A 17,310-nucleotide genomic window follows, 5' to 3' on the forward strand; every position below is an offset into this window, starting at 1 on the left:
CTCCACCCGCATAGCGGGTGGTTTTTTGTTTCGCGCGTTTCACGCACTCAACTGGCTAAAGCCTGCAACAAAAAGCCTTCCCGAGGGAAGGCTTCAATCCTATTATTTCAAGTCTTTCATATCGACCATATCCATGTCGCTGAATTCCTGGTTTTCTCCGGCCATGGCCCAGATGAAGGTGTAATTGTTTGTTCCAACACCGGAGTGAATCGACCAGCTTGGAGAAATAATCGCCTGTTCGTTGCGGACTACGAGGTGACGAGTTTCAGTTGGCTCACCCATCAAGTGGAACACTACTCCGTCTTCCGGCATATCGAAGTACAGATAAGTTTCCATTCGGCGATTATGTGTATGGCAAGGCATAGTATTCCACATATTTCCTGGCTCCAGAAGCGTCATTCCCATAACGAGCTGACAGCTCTGAATTCCTTCATTGTGGATGAACTTATAGATTGTCCGCTCATTGGACTGGCTGATCGATCCGAGGTGATTCGGCTGTGCATCGGACAGAGCCGCTTTAACCGTCGGATAGGTTTTGTGAGCGGGGGTCGAACTGAGGTAGAATTTCGCAGGCTGGGACGAATCCGCGCTTTTGAAGATTACCTCTTTGCTGCCCTTTCCTACATACAGGCAGTCTTTAGTTTCCAACTCGTAGTCCGTACCGTCTACGGTTACCGTTCCCTTCGGTCCGATGTTAATGATACCGATTTCGCGGCGCTCCAAGAAAAACGCGGATCCCATCTCCTTCTTGTCGGCATCGAGCAGAATCGGTTCATTGGTCGGGATAACCCCTCCGGTAATAATACGGTCTACGTGGCTGTATACCAACTTAAGCTGGCCTGGAACAAAAAGGCCCTCCATTAAAAACTCTTTCCGCAGACGCTCCGTATCATACTGCTTGACCTCTGTCGGATGAGTAGCGTAACGAATTTCCATACCTAGTAAATCCTCCTTGAGTAATGGTAAAGAACAGTGCACATCTACTATACTAACAAATAAAATGAAAAAGTGCCAATTTACCATATTTTTGGTAACGTGCCGTAGCAAAACTATCAGCATTGATCGGTCAATTAAGACCGGCATTTTTCCATTATTCAAACCTATCAACCCAAGTTATGGCCCGGCCTTCCTCCTTGATCGGAGACAATCACCCCTTTCCTTGAAACGGATGACTCCCTGCGAGGAAAATGATATAATATTCCCTAAAATCTTTACTATCGCTGTTGGGAAGGATGAATCCTCTATGAACGAGCTGGCTAAACAACTTAACGAAACTATCGAACGGGAAAACCCGCATGTCTACGGCATGCTCTCCGGACTGGGCAAACAAATTTACTTCCCTAAAGTGGGAATTCTTAGCCAGTCCGCCGAAGCGAAGGCAAAGGCGGATAAATATAACGCAACGATCGGCATTGCCCTGGAGAACGGACAGCCTATGCATCTTAAGGTTATCCAGGACACCTTGTCCGCTTACTCTCCCAAAGATATTTATGAATATGCCCCTCCGGCCGGCAAGCCCGAGCTGCGCACAGCCTGGAGGAAGAAGATGCTGGAGGAGAACCCCAGCCTGGAGGGCAAGAGCTTCGGCAATCCAGTCGCGACGAACGCTCTGACACACGGCTTAAGCATTGTCGCCGACTTGTTCGCAGACCATGGGGACGCCGTCATTATCCCGGACAAGAACTGGGAAAACTATGAACTGACCTTCGGTATCCGCAGAGGAGCGGAAATCGTTCATTACCCGCTCTATAATGCCGATAACCGGTTCAACTCCCAAGGGCTGCGGGATGCTATTCTTGCTCAGAAAGACAAGGGAAAAGCTATAGTCATCCTGAATTTCCCCAACAATCCGACCGGTTACACCCCGAGTCCTGAGGAAGGCCGTGAAATCGTTGCCGCCATCCAAGCAGGAGCTGAAGCGGGAATCCGTGTCGTGGCCGTAACGGACGATGCCTATTTCGGACTCTTCTTCGAGGATTCGGTTCACGAGTCCCTATTCGGCTCGCTGTGCGGCCTGGATCCGCGCATCCTTCCCGTTAAGGTCGACGGAGCTACGAAGGAAGAATATGTCTGGGGCTTCCGCGTCGGGTTCATCACCTACGGCTCTACCAGCGAAGCGGTCCTGAGTGCCCTGGAGCAAAAAACGTTGGGCATTATCCGCGCAACGATTTCCAGCGGGCCCCATCCGTCGCAAACCTTCGTCCTGCATGCTTTGAAATCGCCGGATTTCCAAGCGCAGAAGGAAGAGAAGTTCGCCATTATGAAGGGACGCGCCAATAAAGTAAAGAGCGTTCTCGACAGCGGTAAATTCGATGACGCCTGGGAATACTATCCTTTCAATTCAGGATATTTCATGTGTCTTAAGTTGAAATCGGTGCATGCCGAACAGCTGCGTTCTCACCTGTTGGATAAATATGGAATCGGGACAATTGCCCTGGGCGAAACCGATCTGCGGGTAGCCTTCTCGTGTATAGAGGAAGAGAAGATTGAAGACCTGTTCCATCTGATCTATCAAGGAGTTAAAGATTTGGAAGAAGCGGTGGTTTAAGTAACGATAACCGTTTATTGCAGAGAGCTATACGGATTTAAGCCGAAATGTTTACGAAAGAGAGCCAATCCATGCGATTGGCTCTTTTTCGTTGTGCTGAAGCTTGAAACCGGTCATGATATCGGCGCCCTTTTGGCCGTTGTCTCTTTTCCCATCCTTTTGACCATTATCCCTTTGACTCAGTTACTTAACATGGGCCTGTGTCTCTTTCCCGGTCCTTCTGATCATTAATCATTATCCCCTACGCTCAGTTACTTTACATGGGCACGTCTCTGTCTACGTCCTTCTGACTGTTATCCCCTCGCTCAGTTACTTTTTCGTGCGCCTGTGTCTCTTTGGTCCTTCTGACCATTATCCCCTACGCTCAGCTACTTTTCGTGGGCCTTTGTCTCTTTCCCGGTCCTTCTAACTGTTATCCCCTACGCTCAGTTACTTTACATGGGCCTGTGTCTCTGTCTACGTCCTATTGACCGTTATCCCCTGCACTCAGTTACTTTTCGTTCGCCTGTGTCTTTGTCTCCATCCTTTTGACCTTCAGTTACTTTTCGTTCGCCTGTGTCTCTTTCCCGGTCCTTCTGACCGTTATCCCCTACGCTCAGTTACTTTTTCGTGCGCCTGTGTCTCTTTTCCCATCCTTTTGACCATTATCCCTTTGACTCAGTTTGTTCCAGGAGTTTGTACATTTTTAAATTGCTAGATTAGGTTCAGCAGGATTAGAGAGACTATATAGTCTAGAATTTGATACGTGATAGAGTGGTTCATTTAGTTACAGGGTGATTATTGCTCTGACCTTTCTGAGGCAATGGGATACTAGTGAAATGGCCGGAATAACATCAATTGGGTCCGTTGATTTTCGAGCTTGGCGTATAGGTTTTCGTAGTAGAGTTGAACAAGAGCCGGGAACTGTCCGCATACGGCGTGACCAAAACTTGGTCAAGGGGGTCGCCGCCACAAGAAAAAAAGACTATCCCCCAAGCCCCATTGACTTGGACGGGATAGTCTAGTAAATATCGGTTAGTCCTATTAATTCTGGATCACTTGAATGATTTGAACCTTGTTGTTTTTGCCGCTCAATTCCACTTGGGTTTTCGGCTGGTTCAGAACCAGCTTGGAGGTATCGCCAATTAAGCGAACGTCACCCTCTACCGCATAGGTTACGCTCTTCTCCTGTCCGTTAACCTTCTCGGTGATTGTGATCGAGCTGATTTTTCCCTGCTGATCCACCGTGAATTTTTCAAATCCTCCTCTGGCTATCAAGGCATTCCCATACTCGCTGTGGATGACATCGACAAAGACGATAGTATTGTTATACAACCGGACCTTAACAAAATCCCCCGGCTGGATATCGCTCGCCTTCACCCGAACTCCGTTCTTGAAAATAAAGGCATCCGGGTCCAAGCTCAAGTATACATTCTCATTGCCTTGACGGATAGTGAGGGTGTTGTTACTCACGCCGTAAACTACCGTACCCGCACGCAAGGAATGGCCTACGTCCGGAATTTGGTCTCCCGTACGATCAAGCAGGGCAGCAAGCTCAGCGCGAGTCACCGGTTTGTTGGGGAGAAACTTGCCGTTCTCATAGCCTTGGATTAATCCTTTCTCCAGCGCAACGGCAACATATCCTACCGCTCCGGCCGGAATCTGGTCGGCGTCCTTGAAATCAAGCTTCGTATTCATCTTGGCCTTCGCTTCATCCTCAAGCTTCATCGCCTTGACGAGCAGCATCGTTGCCCAGAGACGATCCGCCGGTGCTTCCGGTTTAATGGAAGATTCCGTTTCCAGGAACAAATCATTCTTCAGAGCGACGGAAACATATCCGACTGCCCATGGATATTTCTCTGTCAGCTTATCGGCATCTTTGAAATTCAACGGAGAGTTCTTCGCCTCTTCCGACTCCGCTTGATCCCGCAATCCTAACAAACGGACCGCTGCGGTGATTGCTTCCAGGCGGGTTACAGGCTTGCGCGGCTGGAACGTTCCATCCTCATAGCCTTCGAATACCTTCAGAGCTGCAAGACTCGCAATATGACGGTTGGCCCATTCCACATCCCCGCCGACCATATCATTAAAATCCGCTTTGAATTTATTTTTCGTATCTTTTTTACCCTTGCTTTCCTTCTCTGCTTTCTGTTCCCATTTCGACTGCTCTTTCTTGCTGTTCTCCCAGTTTCCTTTTCCGGGATGGTCTGAAGCTAAAGCGGACGATGCTCCTCCCAGTACGAAGGTGGCCGTCAAACCGCCGATCAGCAGTTTTTTGATAGAAGATGGTGTATTTTTTGTCATCTATGTCCTACTCTCCTTCACATAATAAAATGGGATCAGACCTGTTCGCGAAAGGTTCCCTTAGTACACTACACGGTTCGCCGGATAGAAATCGTTTGAGGGGGTAACAGGAAAATGTTAGACTATACAAAGTGGCTATTCCTACTTAAACCCGCATTCTTGCAAGCAACGACCCTTGAAACAACCTGAAGAAGGAGAGATAAGAAGATTATGCGTTTGAAATGGACCCTCTTAGCCGGACTAGTCCTTCTCGTGGCAGCCGTATTGGCAGTCATTGTTATGAATGGGCCTGCACCGAAAGCGCTAACCGATTTATCGGGTAGTGATCCTGATTCAGCGGCCGTTAAGGAGGAACCGACACCGGAACCCGAGCCGGACGTTGAGGAGGCCTCTACGGATATCGTCGTGATCGGCAGCGAAATGGAAGGAATGTATTTGGCAAGGGCAGCCAAGGATGAAGGCTTGGATGTCGTAGTGCTTGACCCCCGCGAGAAGATCGGAGGGCAGCTGCTGCAGGGCGAGATGCTGTTCCTGGATGAAACGAGAGACGGCAGCGGCAAGCTGCTGGTCCAAGGAAGAGCCAAGGAGCTGTTCGACGGCTTCCGCGCCGGTCAAATTCGCAAGCTTTCGGAGTTCACTGACTATTACAACAACAAGCTGGCGAAAGGCATACCGATCGAATCGGGGATACAACTGAAGAAGATCGAAACAAAGCCGGGGGCTAACGGCGAGGAAACGGTAACTTCTATCCTTTACGTGAAGGCCGATGGCTCCCACCACCGGATAACCGCCTCCTATTTTGTGGAAAATACCGATTATGCAGCGATGGCCGGTCAGCTGAAAGTAAACCGGTTACCGGGACTCGAGGCTTTCTACGGAAAGAACGAAATCGAGTATATGAGCGCAGGCATGATGATGAAATTCAAAAATGTCGATTGGCAAAAATTCAAAACTCATTTCAACGGTTTGACTGCCGCCGAGCGGAACAAAAAGTACGGCTACGGGAATGTTAACGAAAGCTATGCCATTGGCTTGAGCGGAATGACGTCCGCCTATCAGCCCAGCAATGACCGGGTTTTCCTCCGGGGCTTGAACGCCGTTAACCAGCGGGACGGGGAAGTGATTATCAATGCCTTTTTGATCTATGATGTCAATCCGGCGGACGAGCAGTCCGTGAAGGAAGCCATAGAGCTTGGGAAGGCGGAAATCCCGTTGATCCTGGAGCACTTCCGCAAGAACATCGTCGGCTGGGAAAATGCGGAGCTGAATGGATTCCCGGATTACCTGTACATCCGCGAGTACGATCATTACGAGACCGATTATGTCATGCAGGTTTCGGACATGCTGGGCGGCCGCATGTTCTATGATAATGTCAGTATTGGAGGATATCCGCTCGATCTGCAGGGTATCAGCGTACAGAAGTGGGGCATCGAGATGGGCAGACCGGACAAATACGGGATGCCGCTGCGCAGCTTCCTGCTGAAAAATTACGACAATGTCATTATGGCCGGTAAAAACGTCGGCTCCTCCGCCATCGCTTACGGCAGTGCCAGAATCCAGCCGAATACGGCTCTGGCTGCGGAATCGATCGGAGTGATTCTCGGTCAAATCGATGGCAAGAAGAAGCTTAAGGAGCTGACGGAAAGCGATTGGCCGCAACTGCATGCTTATCTGCAGGAGAAGTATCAGATCAAACTGACTAATATTCAGGCGACCAACAAGCTGGCAGGATGGACCGAAGAAGAGATCCGCAAGCTGAATGCCGGCGAAATTATATTTCCGCAGTACTCCAGATCCAAGTAATGTCACTCTAATACGATAATTAATGGCAGGAGAACGTGTTCGTTCTCGTAAGGATTACGATCATATTATCTCCGACAAGACAAAGAACCTCGGTAACCCCAATGCGGGATTCGAGGTTCTTCTTGTTGATCTGAAAATGGTTCGCTGGAAACAAGCTGGACGGTTTACCTAATACCCCCGATGGCGCAAAAAGTCCTCCAGCAGTTCCTCCACCCGGTCTTGATCGACCTCCCAATCGATACGAACTCCCCCGGGCTGAATCCCGATATCCGTTATTCGGATAAAGGAAGGAAGATGCTCGTCCAGCCGGAAGCGATATTGGCGCCCCTCCACCACAGCTTGCGGCAGAGTAAGCTGCTTCGCCTTGATCCGTTCCAGTTCAACAACTAATTCCGGAGAGCGCCATTCCGCGCGCAGGTATACGGTAGCCGCTATTGGAATTCGCTCCTTGTACCGAAGGTTGAAGTCTGCTACAAGCCCGCCTTCAGCCAGACGAACATCCGCCCCTTCTATTCGGATATCCGGAGGGAGAGGCAGCGGATGCTCGCTGATCGCTCGTTTGAACAAACTGTTGACTTCCTCTTCGCTTAGGGTAAAAGAAAGCTGCCGGTTACGGATCATCTGTTCTATTTTATCCCTGATATCTATCGGGCGGTAGCTCAGGTCCAGAGTCTTATCCGGCTTTACATAAAACAATAAGGCCGCAGTCAAGAGCACAGCTAGTACCAGGAGCAGCACTATTAGGGTGAACAGCCTTTTTGCTATTTTCACAAGGGTCATCCTCTACTGCTTTTTATTCTTCAGCCATTTGGGAGCGCCTTTGTTCTTGCGGTCGCGCAGCCGGCTCGTCTTGGCCTTCTTGGCGGAAGATCCTGGTGCAGGTGAATTCGTTGAAGAGTCCTGGATTCTTTTTAGCGTTCCGGTCCGCTTCTTGAACTGCTCTTTGTCTGCTTGGGGAGTAACACTGGAAATAACAGCCTGCTCCTTCATTCGGCCGGCACGGCGACCCCGCTTATCAGCGGGATCAATGATAACTCCCTCATACATATCTTTGTGAACGATAGGGGTTCCGATCGCCTTGGAAAACTTCTCGATGATGAACAGTTCCCCGACCTCGGCCAACGACACGACGGTCCCTCTCCGTCCCATTCGACCGGTCCTTCCTGCCCTGTGCACATAATGATCCGGGTCTACGGGAAGCTGCAGGTTAAACACGTGCGACACCTCCGGAAAGTCAAGGCCGCGCGATGCCACATCGGTGGCAAGAAGCAATTGAAATTTGCCCTCGCGGAAACGCTTGATCGTTCGGGCTCTTTCTTGTTTCCCGGAATCCCCGTATAAGGCTTCCACCGACAAACCGACGTATTGCAGCTTGGCAGCCACTTCTCCCACCTTGTCGGTATCGTTAATAAATACGATCGCCGATTTCGGATGATACAGCCGGACCAGGCGGCGCAAGGTGTCGATCTTGTCCCGCTCCTCGCTTATAAAGTAGATATGCTCAATGGAAGAGGGTGCCATTTGATCGGGGTCTACGCTAAGACGGGTAATCGGGGCTTTCATTAACCGTTCAGCCCAATCACGCAATTCGTTGGAAACCGTAGCTGTAAAGAAAACAAGCTGTCGTTCGCGCAAGGCGCTTTTAATAATCGCCTCTGCTTCATTCCTCTCGCCAAGACGGAACACCTCATCCGCTTCATCGACCACGATCGTACGCACATAATGCATGGACAGCTTCTTCAGCTTGATCAGCTCCAGCACCCTCCCCGGCGTTCCCACCACAATCTGGGGATGCAGCTTAAGCTTGTCGACTTGCCGTTGAATGGAGGCTCCTCCGATCAACGGCTGGGCTATAATCCCGGTATCCGGAACCAACGACTCTATCACCTCAAGAACCTGCATGCCTAACTCCCGGGTAGGCGTCAGAATGACAGCCTGAAGCCGCTTGGATGAACGGTCGATGGTCTCCAGCACCGGAAGAACATAAGCCAAGGTCTTCCCGGTCCCGGTCTGGGAACGGGCAATGAGATCATGTCCTTCGAGTATGGCCGGAATCGCTTCGGCCTGGATCGGGGTAGGGGTCACGATCTTCATCGCATTAAGCTTCTTGATCCAATCATTGTCCAGCGATAACGTTTCGAAACTTGCTTGCATGCCATTCCTCTTTTCTAATTTTATTCTCTTCCAAGTATTCTCGGGCTTTTTTTAATCATTTGTTAATTATTATAGAAGATTGCGGGCGACTATTCCAATCTAGAGAAGAAATGAAGGAAAAGGACCGCCACCCGCAAGGCAACGGTCCCACTTTGTCATTCTCCGCCGGGACAGCATCGAGCTGTCCCGGGGGATTCTATCTTATCGTATTCGCTATTGGCATCGCAATTCCACTATTCTGGCATGGTCCAGCCCGTTCGTCGAATGAACCCGGATGGTTAAACGGCTTACTTTCCGCAACTGGACAGGGAAATCCAATTGACGCTGGTAATTATTGTCGACATGTATAACTTCTGTCCTGCTTCCGTCCTGCTCCGCTTCAATCGTAAACGATTTGAGCGTTTCCGGTTGGGCGCCCCACTTCATTCTGCGGCGAAAGCCTTTCTCGTGTGTCAGCGTAAGCTGACGATGCAGGCCGGTATCGAGAACGAGGGTGATCTGCGAGAGATCGACAGGCTGCCGCCAGCTTAGACTCAGCCACGGCTCACGGTCGGACGGTTCCGCCATCCAGCGATGCGTGCCGGGCATCGTCAGCTCCGGCCTGACCCCTCCGGCACCATGCACTGTTCTTGTATAACCGTCCACCACGTTGAACGCTTCCCCGCCGGGCTGTTCGGAGGAAGCGGTAATCTCGGCCTGTGCCGCCAGGTTTCGGTCTTCGAGTCTCCTGCCGGGAAGAAAGGCGCCCTGACGCAGAAGCTGCTGCTGTGCCTCGTATATAACGGATTTATTCTGCCAGGCCTCCTGCAGCGGGATGCCCCGTCGTATTGCGCTGGCGGCGAACGTCCCCGCGCCCTCCCCCATGACGGCGCAGGTCGCCATAACCCGCGTGCTGGAGAAGGCAATGTGCGTCGCCGAAATATTCCGTCCGGCAAACATCAGATTGCTTACGTTCCGGCTGATCAGCGAACGCACGGGGATACCGTACATGTATGGCGTCATCGGCTGATTACACGGGTTCTCCTCCTTCGCGTCAATTCCCTGGGGAGGATGCGTGTCCATCGACCAGCCTCCGTACGCGATGACATCTTCAAAATCGACCGCCTGCTCCAAATCGTTCTGGGTCAGGACATGCCGGCCGATAAAACGGCGCGATTCCCGCTTGCCGGGCAGAAAGCCGAACCAATCGAGCGCCCATGTCTCCGACTCCGGATGATGGCCGCTGTTTTTAATATGGTCCCAGACTCCCAGCATAATAGCCAGAAGCTCGTCGCGGATGTCCTCATTATCCTTGATTGTATCCCGAGTCCCCCCATATTCCACCCACCAGTACCCGTATTCCCACGAGCTATGGCTGCGGAATTTCAAGTCCTCCTCGGTAAATTGGCGCGCCCAGGGCGGCGGAGTGAACGGCATAGGTTTACCCATGTCGCGCGTTGTGAACAACAAGGAAGAGCCCAGCCTGTAGCTGTCGCGGTTCGCGGCGGCTCCGGACTCGCCGTACTCATCGGCAGCTTCCCTGCCCGTAGTGAACAGAGCCCCGGATTCTGCGCCAAGCCGTCCATCTCCTGTGCAATCGATAAATATTTCGGCATTCAGGTCGAACTGTTCTTCCGTGCTTTCGCGGTTGGCCTGAGCGGACACTATCCGCTCGCCCTCCATCGCTACTCCTACCAAAGAAGTGTTCAGCAGCAATTGCAGATTAGGCTCCGCCCGGCACTTTTCGTATAAAATCAAATCCAGCATGCTGGCGCTGCTCTGAGGATTCCGGACCGCACATTCCAGGCGGATTTCTTCCAAAATGCCGGTTTCCCTCGCTTCCGTCTCCATTTCTTTGCCTCGCGGACAAGCTCCTACAATATGCATACGAATTTCAGAGGAGGCATTCCCTCCGAGCACCGGACGGTCCTGAACCAAGATGACCTTCGCCCCGTTCCTTGCTGCCGAGACGGCAGCGAGAACACCCGCCATCCCTCCACCCGCCACTACGATGTCGGCGGTCAAGGATTTGCTGCTGCGCAGCTTCGATGTCGACATGACGATCCCTTCTTTCTTATATCGATAAGAGTTTATCTTTATTTTCAATCATAAAGAGATCGCTGTTCATTTTTAATGCACTATTTTATACTACATGTTATACAATATTTCAGCAGACGGAGAGCCACGCAGCTTTCCTCGGAAAAAAAAGGGAGCGATCCGATGCATCAAATGTGGCAAATCATTCCCGCCCTTCACTCCCATGTATATTGGAATAGAAAAGCACGATTTTTATATGAAACGGATACGTACGACAAATGGTGCTTGTTCGTGATCGAGGACGGCTCCTTTGCCTACGGCATTGGAGAACATGAAGGAGAGGCGGCGTCCGGCAGTCTCGTGTTCTGCCCCCCGAACGTGCCTTTTCGCCGCAGGACCATCCTGCCGCTATCGTTTCACATGTTTCTGTTCGATTGGACCTGGGACGCCCCTGTCTGCGCGGAACTGCAGGCCGGGATGGATTCCGACCTTCTTCCTGCAGGCCGAGTGGAGATTCGGGACAGGAACCGCTTAAGATCCGTCTGCGCTTATCTGCGTTCGCTGCCGATAACTAGCGAGCCGTCTGTCCACTTTTGGAAAAACCACCTGCTGAGGGACTGCTGGCTGATGTACTGTGCCGAGCAACATCCCGCGCCGCTCCCTACCGGCAAGGCGACGGAACACCCGCTTATGGACCAAGCAGCGCTGATCATTCGGCAGAAGGCGCACGAGCCTTTGAATCTCGGGGCAGTATCCGCTGCGCTGGGATTGACTCCGGTACAATTTACCCGGAAATTTCATGCGGCCTACCAAATGACCCCCATGGACTACCTGATTACGATCCGCTTGAATCAAGCTTGCACCTTGCTGCGGGAGACAGACCTGACGCTCGACGAGATTGCGGAACGATGCGGCTATCAGAACGGGTACTACATTAGCCGCCTGTTTACACAAAGGCTTAATATAACGCCCTCTGAATTTCGCAGGATGAATCGGATCTGATAATAAGCCCCTGGCAGATGCCGGGGACTTATTTTTTTCATAATTGGTGCAAGCCTAAGAAAATGAGCCGGGCCACAACCATCGGCTCATTTGTACAATGTTCACAAAATGTTCACAATTTTGGACAAACTTTCCATAGAGTTGGATCGTCCAATATATGTAAGAAAAATATAAAAATGGGAGGTATTTAAAATGACCCTAAATCGTATGTTCAAGCCATCCTTGCTGCTCGTTCTTACCCTTGTCCTCTGCTTTGCCATGGCCGGCACAGCCGCTGCAGAACCGGCATCTCCGTACCCTAACGGGGCAAAAACAGCTCCGCCTCCGGAATCCGACATGCATCCGGAACCGATCTTCGTCCACGACTTTACCCCTGCTCCGGGAGATTTCGGAACGTACAAATTCGAACCCTGGCATAAATACCTCGATTCCGGAAACGTGTCGATTACCGACAGAGGCAATGGGAAGGTTGGCTTCTCGGGAACTACTTTCGCCACCCAGAAGGTCAGCACCGTTGCACTCAAGCTGACACTGCAAATGTGGACAGGCAAAGAGTGGATTGATTTGAAGGAAATCGAATTCAAGGACAGTAATGACATCACCGTCTATGGTTCCGACACCCGGGATTGTCTGACAGGCTATTATTACAGGGTGCTTGGCTATCACTGGGTCATTCAGGGGACAGATTTTGAAAGAGGATATACTACAGGAAACTCGATTCTAGTTCTCTAAGGGAGCTTAAGGATCGGTGGATGAATTTAAGAAGGGGCGGACCATTTCCGCCCCTTCCGTATGTCTATACAATAGATTAAATCAGCTTCCGCTTCCCGAAACCTCTCCTTCAAGTCCTCCTGCCGGAACATTCTCTCACTGAAGACTTTCGGCAATGCTGTACAGCTCTTCTACAGAGATTTGACCGGTAATTCTGATCAAGCGGCCCTCATCGGTCAGAATCATATCATTCTTGTCGCTTCCCTGGATCAGCTTCCCCTTGCGACCTTTAATTTCTACATCCTTGACCGTGTCGTTCTCGTCCGACAAGGTGGTATAGACCGTATTTAATTCCAGCACACTCTGCGTGACCAGATAAATTCCGCCTTCCTCATTTTCATAGTAGATAACCGCGTTCAAGGTTTGCCCGTGCTGGTCCAAGGAAAGCTTCACCGAATCGAGCTTATATCCGTCCAGGACATATTGCGGTTCCAGCAAGGGGATGGACGACTTCTGCTTCGCTTCCTCCATCGATATCTTCAGCGTCGTTGAAGCCCGGGAACCGTCCGAATGATCCTCGGGAATGTTTTGAGGCGGCTCCTCCGTCGGTGGAGGCGGCGACGTCTTCGCCCCTGTCCGTTCCTCCAACCCGGACTCCCCGTAGAAAAAGCTAAGCATATTACCGGTCAATTGCTTAAATATTGCAGTCAATGGAGCGAAAGCGTTCGTGATCTGAGGGGTGCTGAATATGAAGGCCCCAATTAGAAGTGAAGCCGCAATGGTCGCTATCCTGCTTCGCCATCTTCTTCTCGCCCTCCTCCTCTTCTCGGCCTTCAGCTTCTCTCTTACTTTCTCCCAAGAGGGGGTAGGATCCGGGACTTCGCAGCGATAGTTCTCACGAACGGCATCTTCGAAGACCGAATCCAACAGCCGATCCCATTCTTCCTCTTTCCTCATCGGTTTCCCCACTCCTCCTTTAATTTATTCTTAATAGCCTCCCGTGCGCGAAACAGCTTCTGCCGAATGCTGCCTTCCGTCACCTGAAGCGCATCGGCCATCTCCTTATAAGAAAGATTATGAATCCACCTCATTTCCACGATTTGCCGATACTCCGGCTTCAATCTATCCAAGTAACGGGCGATTGCCTCCTTCATCATCGTCAGCTCCACTTCCTTGTCTACAGGCAGGGCCTCCCCGTTCATGGAGAACTCTTTGTATAGAAAGACATCATCAGAAAGCAATTCATCACGCTGTCGACTCCATTTTCTTAAAAAACTTAACGTATAATTTTTTGTTAGCGTTTTCAACCAGCTCTCGAATTTTTCCGGTTCTTCCACCTGCGCCGCTTTGTCGATGGCTCTCAGAAAAGCATCCTGAATAATATCCTCAGCGGCCCCATGATCCCGGACCATGGCGAAAACAAGCGGGTAGACCAAAGTATAAAACTCCCGGTAGACTTCCCGCTGTAGAGATTCAGACAGTGAATAAAAATCCGCATCGTATAAAAGAATTAAGTGACTTGGCATAGCGTTCCCCCACTTGCATGACTGCATCCGTTCAGATCGTCTTCTATTTTACTACAAGAGGATGTACAAAAGGGTAACCATAGTTTGCTAATGTTTACTATCACTATCTATTGTTGACTTCCATTCTTCAAGTGGGTCCGGATCCAGTCATGGATCTCTCTTAAGGTCCGTTGCTCCTCTGCTTGTGAAAACCGATGCTGCAATCCCTGCATCAGCATAAGCGTATATTTCTTGCCCGCCGCTTCCAAAGCCCGGGCTAACCGGCGCGCGTGCTCAGGGCTGACATGATCGTCCTCCGTTCCATGAATGATCAGAATCGGATGGGAAATATGGGTGGCCCACTCTACGGGCGATCTCTCCTTATATTTCTCCGCATCCTTACGCGGGTGACCTACAACCCTCTTGAGCATCCTCCTCAGGTCCACTCTTTCTTCATAGGTAAGCCTCAAATCGCTTACCCCGCTCCATACGACAATGGGCCCTATCCCACTGCATTCCCTCGCGGCCAGAAGCGCCATGATCGCACCGCGCGAAAAACCGATAAGCGATACCGGATCGCCCGTCGTTTCGTCAAGCGAATGAAGCAAAGCAACTGCGCTAAAGACATCGTGGCGGTCTTCCCCGCCAAATTCATCCTTTCCCCAGCCTCCGTCATTCCCCCGATAGAAAGGAGCGAACACAATGTAGCCCAGCTTGGCCAGAGCGGTCATGCGCGGAAGCTGCACCATCCCGACACGCCCTATTCCTCCACGGCAATATAGAAGCCCCGGAAGAGGATACGGCCGCTTAGGAAGAAGCAGGTAGCCTTTGACCAACAGCCCTTTGCTGGCATAAGTCACCTTATAGGCAGTGACATCCGTTGCCGGCCTGTCCAGACGTTCCTTATGTACTATATGGCCGTCCGGGTAAGGGCAGGTCTTGTTTTCCCCGTTCCGATCCGTTGTCATGTCCGTTTTTCGCTCCATCGTTTCTTCGACTTTATTTTCCCCCAGTCTTTCATATTATAGTTTAATCGGGTGATTACTACGCCCGCCGTTTTAAGGTCTGATCTATTTCCGGTTCAGAACGGAGGCAAACAAGCGATCCGCCCACCGAGGAAACAATTGATACATTTTACTGCCGATACCGGCAACGAAGGGCAGGTCCACTTCCGCCTTCTTGCGGTGGATGACTTGAATAATGGCCTGAACCACCTGTTCGGGCTTAAGCATGAACCAGGATATATTTTTAACATACTGTCCGCTCGGATCCGCACGGTCGAAGAAAGGGGTATCGATCGGTCCCGGATTTACGGAGGATACTGTAATTCCCGTTCCTGCCAGCTCTTGCCTTAAACAATTGGTAAAACCGAGCACCGCATGCTTGGTTGCCGAATAGCCGGTTGATTTCGCCGACCCTACCTTCCCCGCCATGGATGCTATGTTGACAATTTGTCCGCTTCCGGCCTTCATCATATGGGGAAGCACCGCTTTAATGCATCTGACCGTTCCGAAATAATTAACGTCCATCATATCTTCGATCGAGGACATGGATGCATCCTCCAAACGCTCGAAAATTCCATACCCGGCATTATTCACAAGCACATCGATTCTTCCATGCTTGCTCAATACCTGTGCCATCGCACGGTTAACCTGATCCTCATCCCGGACATCCACCGGCATCCATTCATGCTCCTCCTGGATCTCTTCGGAAATCTGCCGGAGCTTGTCTTCCGAGCGCGCCATCATAACCGGGAAAGCTCCTTCCGCGGCTATTTTTCGGGACAGTAATTCACCGATCCCGCTGGAAGCTCCCGTCACTACTATAATTTGACCGGCTATAGACTTCGGCATATCCATCCCCCGTATTGATCTAATAAAACAAGTGAACGTCACCAGACGTTCTTACCATATTCTAACAAAACACATAAGGGAATACAAAGCAAAACAGAAGGCGCGAAAGCCTTCCATTCTACTTATTTTAATATGGGGGCAAGAAACTATGCAACGACCATTTGGATATCCAATTCGCCGATTCCGTCCATCATTAATGGAACCGAGATCACTTGGCGGGGGGTCCAGATTTTGGCGCTGGCGGGGAGAATGATCCGGGGAGGAGTAATATCCACGTTAAGTCCCTGATTGTAAAGAATGGTGCTGGCATTCCCGCTGATCATGTTGCCCAGCTCCGAAATGGCGCTCCGGCCTATGTCGTCCAGCTCCGTCATCGAAAAGCCGCCCATCATCGCCGATACGAGCTTGAGAGCGACGCCTTCATGGAGGCCAAACATAACATTCCCGTCCATCTGTCCCGTTAAGCCGATCTGAATCCAAACGTAGTTGTCCAGCATCTCGATTTCTTTAAGCCCGTGCTGTCCTCTCGTCGGACGAACCTGGGTCAACTGCTCGATGACCGACGTGGCAGATTCCAAGAACGAATTTATATATTCGGCTTTCATGCCTAAATTCCCCCTCCACTCTAATACTAAAGAATCATAAATATGTACGGTTTTTCCAGTCAAGAGTATTATAAATCAAAATTGTAGAATTGGTAACCTATATTTTAAAACTTTAAGACTAGGACTAAATTCTTAACCTTATATTTGCTGCGGGATGAGATAGTTAGAGACTACTATTTTCTCAAATGCTGCTTAGAAGGATGCCTAATGCAAAACAAAAAAACGCGTCGCTTCCATATGGGAAACTATGCGCCGACACACTCTATTATTTTTAGAAGCACAAACAAAAATCCAGGTCTGCCGCACCCATTGACAGTTTATGGAACGTGATCTATAGTGTGATTATACCACTTGATAAAATTTAGTTTCACTATATGAAACGAAAAGAGGGATCTCATGTTTCAATGGATAGGAATCGATCATGTGCAGATTGCAGTTCCTGCTGGATGCGAGGAAGAAGCCCGTCGGTTCTACGGCGAGATTCTGAGAATGAGCGAACTGCCGAAGCCTGCCGTCTTGAGCCATAGAGGCGGGGTGTGGTTTCAATGCGGCCATCATCAGCTGCATATTGGCGTTCAGGAAGATTTTCATCCGGCAACGAAGGCTCATCCCGCCTTCGAGGTGTCAGACCTTAACCGTCTTCGGGAACAGCTATCCCGCCATGGGGTAACAATGAAGGAGGATGTCCCTCTGCCAGGAATCTTCCGGGTGCATGTTAACGATCCTTTCGGCAACCGTCTGGAATTTGTTGAAACAAGGAAAGGATAAACGGCTAAAGCCGTCCTTTGGACAGGCGCGTTTACCGATGAAATATAAGAACAGGTATAAGG

15 protein-coding genes are annotated in these 17,310 nt (G+C 50.5%); 5 read left to right on the top strand and 10 right to left on the bottom strand.

Annotation, left to right across the window (positions count from 1 at the left end; all coding sequences use genetic code 11):
• Positions 1 to 102 precede the first annotated feature (102 nt).
• Positions 103 to 936, bottom strand: a complete 834-nt coding sequence (gene kduI, locus ACFQ03_RS24150; RefSeq protein WP_144939862.1) for a 5-dehydro-4-deoxy-D-glucuronate isomerase — start codon at positions 934 to 936, stop codon at positions 103 to 105.
• 307 nt (positions 937 to 1,243) lie between these two features.
• Between kduI and ACFQ03_RS24155 the strand changes: the two genes are divergently transcribed.
• Entirely contained in the window at positions 1,244 to 2,548 is a 1,305-nt protein-coding gene (locus ACFQ03_RS24155; RefSeq protein WP_379291516.1) for an aminotransferase class I/II-fold pyridoxal phosphate-dependent enzyme, read from the top strand.
• 1,023 nt (positions 2,549 to 3,571) lie between these two features.
• Here ACFQ03_RS24155 and ACFQ03_RS24160 read toward each other — a convergent pair.
• Positions 3,572 to 4,831 (bottom strand): S-layer homology domain-containing protein, encoded by a 1,260-nt coding sequence (locus ACFQ03_RS24160; protein ID WP_379291518.1) that lies wholly within the window; start codon positions 4,829 to 4,831, stop codon positions 3,572 to 3,574.
• Positions 4,832 to 5,041: 210 nt separating this feature from the next.
• Here ACFQ03_RS24160 and ACFQ03_RS24165 point away from each other — a divergent pair, with 210 nt between their 5' ends.
• Positions 5,042 to 6,634 carry an FAD-dependent oxidoreductase gene (locus ACFQ03_RS24165; protein WP_379291520.1) on the top strand — a complete coding sequence of 531 codons (1,593 nt, stop codon included), beginning with the start codon at positions 5,042 to 5,044 and terminating at the stop codon, positions 6,632 to 6,634.
• Positions 6,635 to 6,802: 168 nt separating this feature from the next.
• Here ACFQ03_RS24165 and ACFQ03_RS24170 read toward each other — a convergent pair whose 3' ends face one another.
• From ACFQ03_RS24170 to ACFQ03_RS24180, 3 genes are all read right to left on the bottom strand, one after another.
• Positions 6,803 to 7,405 (bottom strand): hypothetical protein, encoded by a 603-nt coding sequence (locus tag ACFQ03_RS24170; protein ID WP_150959684.1) that lies wholly within the window; start codon positions 7,403 to 7,405, stop codon positions 6,803 to 6,805.
• A 12-nt stretch (positions 7,406 to 7,417) separates the two neighbouring features.
• On the bottom strand, positions 7,418 to 8,788 hold the full coding sequence (locus ACFQ03_RS24175; RefSeq protein WP_150959685.1) for a DEAD/DEAH box helicase: 1,371 nt from the start codon (positions 8,786 to 8,788) through the stop codon (positions 7,418 to 7,420).
• A gap of 213 nt (positions 8,789 to 9,001) precedes the next feature.
• Complete coding sequence (locus tag ACFQ03_RS24180) at positions 9,002 to 10,825, bottom strand: FAD-dependent oxidoreductase (protein WP_379291523.1); 1,824 nt, start codon at positions 10,823 to 10,825, stop codon at positions 9,002 to 9,004.
• A 162-nt stretch (positions 10,826 to 10,987) separates the two neighbouring features.
• Here ACFQ03_RS24180 and ACFQ03_RS24185 point away from each other — a divergent pair, with 162 nt between their 5' ends.
• Positions 10,988 to 11,806, top strand: coding sequence for a helix-turn-helix domain-containing protein (locus tag ACFQ03_RS24185; protein ID WP_379291525.1), 819 nt, complete (start codon positions 10,988 to 10,990; stop codon positions 11,804 to 11,806).
• 192 nt (positions 11,807 to 11,998) lie between these two features.
• Positions 11,999 to 12,538: a hypothetical protein gene (locus ACFQ03_RS24190; RefSeq protein ID WP_379291527.1), complete on the top strand. Its 540-nt coding sequence runs from the start codon at positions 11,999 to 12,001 to the stop codon at positions 12,536 to 12,538.
• Positions 12,539 to 12,673: 135 nt separating this feature from the next.
• On the opposite strand, the gene ACFQ03_RS24195 is transcribed toward ACFQ03_RS24190, so the two are convergent.
• From ACFQ03_RS24195 to ACFQ03_RS24215, 5 genes are all read right to left on the bottom strand, one after another.
• Positions 12,674 to 13,474 (bottom strand): DUF4367 domain-containing protein, encoded by an 801-nt coding sequence (locus ACFQ03_RS24195; RefSeq protein WP_379291529.1) that lies wholly within the window; start codon positions 13,472 to 13,474, stop codon positions 12,674 to 12,676.
• A complete protein-coding gene (locus ACFQ03_RS24200; protein ID WP_144939842.1) occupies positions 13,471 to 14,043 on the bottom strand; it encodes an RNA polymerase sigma factor in 573 nt (190 codons plus the stop codon). Before ACFQ03_RS24200 ends, ACFQ03_RS24195 begins: the two co-directional genes overlap by 4 nt.
• A 107-nt stretch (positions 14,044 to 14,150) precedes the next feature.
• Positions 14,151 to 14,990, bottom strand: coding sequence for an alpha/beta hydrolase family protein (locus ACFQ03_RS24205; protein ID WP_379291532.1), 840 nt, complete (start codon positions 14,988 to 14,990; stop codon positions 14,151 to 14,153).
• Between the two features lie 102 nt (positions 14,991 to 15,092).
• Positions 15,093 to 15,875, bottom strand: coding sequence for an SDR family NAD(P)-dependent oxidoreductase (locus tag ACFQ03_RS24210; protein WP_150959691.1), 783 nt, complete (start codon positions 15,873 to 15,875; stop codon positions 15,093 to 15,095).
• Positions 15,876 to 16,021: 146 nt separating this feature from the next.
• Complete coding sequence (locus ACFQ03_RS24215) at positions 16,022 to 16,480, bottom strand: chemotaxis protein CheX (RefSeq protein WP_144939836.1); 459 nt, start codon at positions 16,478 to 16,480, stop codon at positions 16,022 to 16,024.
• 396 nt (positions 16,481 to 16,876) lie between these two features.
• Between ACFQ03_RS24215 and ACFQ03_RS24220 the strand changes: the two genes are divergently transcribed.
• Complete coding sequence (locus ACFQ03_RS24220; protein ID WP_150959693.1) at positions 16,877 to 17,248, top strand: VOC family protein; 372 nt, start codon at positions 16,877 to 16,879, stop codon at positions 17,246 to 17,248.
• Positions 17,249 to 17,310: the final 62 nt, after the last annotated feature.

This window comes from Paenibacillus residui (assembly GCF_042677205.1).
Classification (GTDB): Bacteria; Bacillota; Bacilli; order Paenibacillales; family NBRC-103111; genus Paenibacillus_L; species Paenibacillus_L residui.

Coding starts and splice junctions, on each gene's coding strand:
- ACFQ03_RS24205 (WP_379291532.1), bottom strand. CDS start 14,990: ATGACAACGGATCGGAACGGGGAAAACAAGACCTGCCCTTACCCGGAC.
- ACFQ03_RS24215 (WP_144939836.1), bottom strand. CDS start 16,480: ATGAAAGCCGAATATATAAATTCGTTCTTGGAATCTGCCACGTCGGTC.
- ACFQ03_RS24195 (WP_379291529.1), bottom strand. CDS start 13,474: ATGAGGAAAGAGGAAGAATGGGATCGGCTGTTGGATTCGGTCTTCGAA.
- ACFQ03_RS24160 (WP_379291518.1), bottom strand. CDS start 4,831: ATGACAAAAAATACACCATCTTCTATCAAAAAACTGCTGATCGGCGGT.
- ACFQ03_RS24200 (WP_144939842.1), bottom strand. CDS start 14,043: ATGCCAAGTCACTTAATTCTTTTATACGATGCGGATTTTTATTCACTG.
- ACFQ03_RS24175 (WP_150959685.1), bottom strand. CDS start 8,788: ATGCAAGCAAGTTTCGAAACGTTATCGCTGGACAATGATTGGATCAAG.
- kduI (WP_144939862.1), bottom strand. CDS start 936: ATGGAAATTCGTTACGCTACTCATCCGACAGAGGTCAAGCAGTATGAT.
- ACFQ03_RS24190 (WP_379291527.1), top strand. CDS start 11,999: ATGACCCTAAATCGTATGTTCAAGCCATCCTTGCTGCTCGTTCTTACC.
- ACFQ03_RS24165 (WP_379291520.1), top strand. CDS start 5,042: ATGCGTTTGAAATGGACCCTCTTAGCCGGACTAGTCCTTCTCGTGGCA.
- ACFQ03_RS24220 (WP_150959693.1), top strand. CDS start 16,877: ATGTTTCAATGGATAGGAATCGATCATGTGCAGATTGCAGTTCCTGCT.
- ACFQ03_RS24185 (WP_379291525.1), top strand. CDS start 10,988: ATGCATCAAATGTGGCAAATCATTCCCGCCCTTCACTCCCATGTATAT.
- ACFQ03_RS24210 (WP_150959691.1), bottom strand. CDS start 15,875: ATGCCGAAGTCTATAGCCGGTCAAATTATAGTAGTGACGGGAGCTTCC.
- ACFQ03_RS24180 (WP_379291523.1), bottom strand. CDS start 10,825: ATGTCGACATCGAAGCTGCGCAGCAGCAAATCCTTGACCGCCGACATC.
- ACFQ03_RS24155 (WP_379291516.1), top strand. CDS start 1,244: ATGAACGAGCTGGCTAAACAACTTAACGAAACTATCGAACGGGAAAAC.